The organism is Trueperaceae bacterium (assembly GCA_019454765.1).
Classification (GTDB): domain Bacteria; phylum Deinococcota; class Deinococci; order Deinococcales; family Trueperaceae; genus JAAYYF01.
The window spans coordinates 16,733-20,396 of the sequence record JACFNR010000047.1; the positions used below are offsets into that span (position 1 = coordinate 16,733).

Genomic DNA, 3,664 nt, shown 5'->3' on the forward strand with positions numbered 1-3,664 from the left:
GTACACCGCGCTGCGGGCGATGGTGGCGCTCACGGGCACTATGCCGCCCCCGAGGGGTTTGGCCAGGGTGATGATGTCGGGATCCATACCGGCCGCCACGCTGGCGAACCATGTGCCGGTGCGTCCCAACCCCGTCTGGATCTCGTCGGCTATCACCAGGACGCCGTGCTCACGAGCGAGGACGCCCACCTGCCGCAGGTAACCGTCCGGAGGCACGATCACGCCGCCCTCGCCCTGCACGGGTTCGATCACGACGGCGCAGATGCGGTCGGCCTGGCGCCGGAGGGCGTCTGCGAACGCGTCCGCGTCCCCGTACGGCAGAGTTATGACGTCGGGGGCCAGGGGCCGGAAGGGACCCTGGTACTCCTCGTTGGGGGTCAGCGCGAGCGCGCCGTGCGTCTTGCCGTGGTAGGCGCGGGCGAAGTTGATGAACGTGCTCGCGCGTGGCCGAGCCGCGCGCGCCATCTTCAGCGCCGCCTCGACCGCCTCGGCGCCCGAGTTGCCGAAGTACACGTGGCTGTCGGCGTGGCTCGGGGCGACGCTCGCGAGGAGGGTCACCAGGTTCGCCGCCAACGCGGCGCGCCACTCGCTCAACGACTGCTGGGGCAACCCCAGCTGGCGGTTGCCCGCCAGGTAGGCGCGCACGAAGTCGAGCAGGGGCGGGTAGGCCTCCCCGAACGGCATCGCCGCGTAACCGCCCGCGTGGATGAGGTGACGCCCCGAGGGGTCCTCGAGTTCCCACGGGTTGAGCACTCGCAGCGGGCCGGCGATGCCCAGGATGTCGAGGACGCGCATCAGGTCGCCGTTGCCGTGGCGCGCCTCGAGGTCGAGCACGTCGAGGCCGGCGCCGGCGAGCAGGCCCGCCGTGCCGTAGGGGAGGCGCGGTGGCGCGTCGCTCGGCCGGATCACCGGAGGTCCCTGGCCGTAACGTTGCCGGCGCTATCCTCCACCACGACCTGGCCGCCCTCGGCCGCGTCGACGTCGACGGAGAACGAGTACTCGGCGGCGGGCGTGAACGCGAGCGGCACGCCACTGATCCTGATGCTGCTGATCCGCATGTTGTCCCTCGCCACCCCTTCGACGCGGAGCTTGCCCCCGCCCAGCGACTCGACCTTGCTCAGCTCCACGGTGGGGGGCGTGGCGTCGAGAGTCAGGACGTAACGCTCCGTGGTGGTGCGCCCGTCCACGTCGGTCACCTCGAGTATGAGCGTCAACTCGCCGTCGCGCAGGTTCGGCTTCGTGAAGGCGAACTGGATGAGCCGCTTGCCGCGCTCCGACGCGTAGAGGCCGTCAGCCAACAGGTCCGCCCCGTCCACGCGGATGCTGGCCACGCCGGCGTCGTCCATCGCGTACCCGCTGATGCGCAGGTCGTCGCTACTACGCACCGTGCCGCTCCGCGGCTCGGTGATGGTCACGATCGGCGGCAACGAATCCGGCCTGGTGACGCAGGCCCCGAGGCCGAGCAGGAGAACCGCGATCGAGGCCGCGAGTGAGGCCCTCGCGAGCGGCCGATTCGTGTGCACCAGGCCATGCTACAACGGGTCGCCGGCGGGGCGGGCATCCCGCCCAGGCGGTCCGGCGGAGTCTGATAGAGTTGCGGCACGCGAGATGAAGGGCAGACGCCCTCTCGGCCAGGGAAGGGGGTTGGGCAGCCTCGGCACTGGCGGCCGCCGGCAGGTCGGCACGCGAACTGGTTCCCGACGGTCACCGGGCCGTCGGCACGGGGACCGCCCCGCAAGGTACGCTTTACGAGCAACATTCCCGGAAGGAGAGTTTGATGAAGAGAAGCATCACCACGCTGTTTGCCAGCACGCTACTGCTGCTGGGCGTCGCCTTCGCGCAGGCGCCGGCCGACACCTACGTCTTCATGACGTTCGGGGAGCCCGTCTCGATGGACCCCGCCCGTGCATACGACACCGGCTCCGGCGGCATCATCGAGAACATCTACGAGACCCTGATGGCCTACGACGGCCAGGCGATCGACAAGTTCGTCCCTAGCCTCGCCACGGGGTACACGGTCAGCGCCGACAACCTCCACTGGTCGTTCGACCTGCGCCCCGGCGTCAAGTTCCATAGCGGCAACGCGATGACCTGCAAGGACGTCGCCTGGTCGTTCAAGTACGGCGCGCTTACCGCTCACCCCGAAGGCGCCACCGCCTACCTCATGGGCAACTACTTCCTCGGCACCGACATCAACGGCGCCGACCCCGCCGCCTTCCTGGCTCAGGTCACCTGGGACATGATCGACAACATCGTCACCTGCCCTGACGGCCCCGACGGCCTCAAGGCGACGGTGAACCTCGTGAACCCGACCCCGGCCCTCATCCCCATCCTCACCTACACGGCCTACAGCATCATCGACTCCCAGTTCGCCATCGCCGGCGGCGCCTGGGACGGCACCGAGGCCACGTGGGAGAGCTGGGTCGGCCGCGACCTCACCGCCGAGTTCCTCCACCGCAACGCCAGCGGCACCGGCGCCTTCCAGCTCGTCGACTGGACCGACGACAGCGTCGTCGCCGACGCCTTCGCCGACTACTGGGGCGGCGCGCCGGCCCTCAAGCACGTCGTCTACCGCTACGTCGACGAGCAGTCGACCCGCATCCTCGCCATCCAGCAGGGTGACGCCGACCGCATCACGCTCAACGAACGCGCCGCGCTCGCGCAGGTGCAGGGCGCCGCGGGCGTCAGCGTCCTGAGCGACCCCAGCTGGCTGCCGGCCTCCGTCACGTCCGTGTTCTTCAACTTCGACATCAACACCGAGAACAACGAGGACGTCGGTTCCGGCGCGCTCGACGGCAAGGGCATCCCCAGCGACTTCTTCGCGGACGTGAACGTGCGCCGCGGCTTCGCCCAGCTGTTCGACCAGCAGACGTTCGTCGACCAGATCTACCAGGGTCAGGGCGTCGTCATCACCATGGGCCTGCCCCCCACGTTCCTCGGTTACAACCCCGACGTGGCCGTCCGCACGCTCGACCTCGAGGCGGCCGAGCAGTACTTCCGCGCCGCCTTCGGTGGCGAGGTGTGGGAGAAGGGCTTCGAGTTCACGGCCCTCTACAACTCCGGTAACACCATCCGGCAGACGGCGCTCGAGCTCATGAAGGACAACCTCGAGTTCCTGAACCCGAAGTTCAAGATGAACGTGCGCGGTCTGCCGTGGGCCGACTACCTCGCCCGCACGGCGCAGAAGATGGCGCCCATGTTCGCGCTCGGCTGGGCCGCCGACTACGCCGACCCGAGCAACTTCATTAACACCTTCTACGACAACGACGGCTACTACTCGGCGCGCACCAGCATCAACGTGCCTGACATCCAGGAGATCATCGACCAGGCCGACAAGCTGTCCGACCCCGAGGCGCGCGGCTTCCTCTACCGCGGCATCGGCGCCGCGCACTACGACCAGGCCCCCCTGATCGCGGTGCCAATCCAGATGGACTTCATGGTCGTGCGCTCCAACCTGCAGGGCGTCTACTACAACACCATGTACTCCAACGAGTTCCTCTGGAAGGCCATCTCCAAGAACTGAGCCGGTCTCGGGCCGCGGCCTCGGCCGCGGCGTGGGGGGGGGGGGGGGCGCGGCCCCCCCCCCCCCCCCCCCCGCCCGGGGGGGGGGGGGGGGGGGGGGGGCCGCGGCCCACACCACCCCGCCCCCCCCGCCCCCCACCCC

At 69.5% G+C, this 3,664-nt stretch carries 3 protein-coding genes (1 of these 3 only partly in view); 1 reads left to right on the forward strand and 2 read right to left on the reverse strand.

What is annotated here, in order from left to right; genetic code table 11:
• Positions 1 to 795 carry the 5' portion of an aspartate aminotransferase family protein gene (locus tag H3C53_11485; protein ID MBW7917287.1) on the reverse strand. It extends 525 nt beyond the left edge of the window, so only the first 795 of its 1,320 coding nucleotides appear in the window; it begins with the start codon at positions 793 to 795; its stop codon lies off the left edge, out of view.
• Between the two features lie 110 nt (positions 796 to 905).
• Positions 906 to 1,523: a hypothetical protein gene (locus H3C53_11490; GenBank protein MBW7917288.1), complete on the reverse strand. Its 618-nt coding sequence runs from the start codon at positions 1,521 to 1,523 to the stop codon at positions 906 to 908.
• 254 nt (positions 1,524 to 1,777) lie between these two features.
• Between H3C53_11490 and H3C53_11495 the strand changes: the two genes are divergently transcribed.
• Complete coding sequence (locus H3C53_11495) at positions 1,778 to 3,523, forward strand: ABC transporter substrate-binding protein (GenBank protein ID MBW7917289.1); 1,746 nt, start codon at positions 1,778 to 1,780, stop codon at positions 3,521 to 3,523.
• Positions 3,524 to 3,664: the final 141 nt, after the last annotated feature.

Excerpts from the sequence above, each read along its gene's own strand:
- H3C53_11495 (MBW7917289.1), top strand. The coding sequence starts at position 1,778 with ATGAAGAGAAGCATCACCACGCTGTTTGCCAGCACGCTACTGCTGCTG.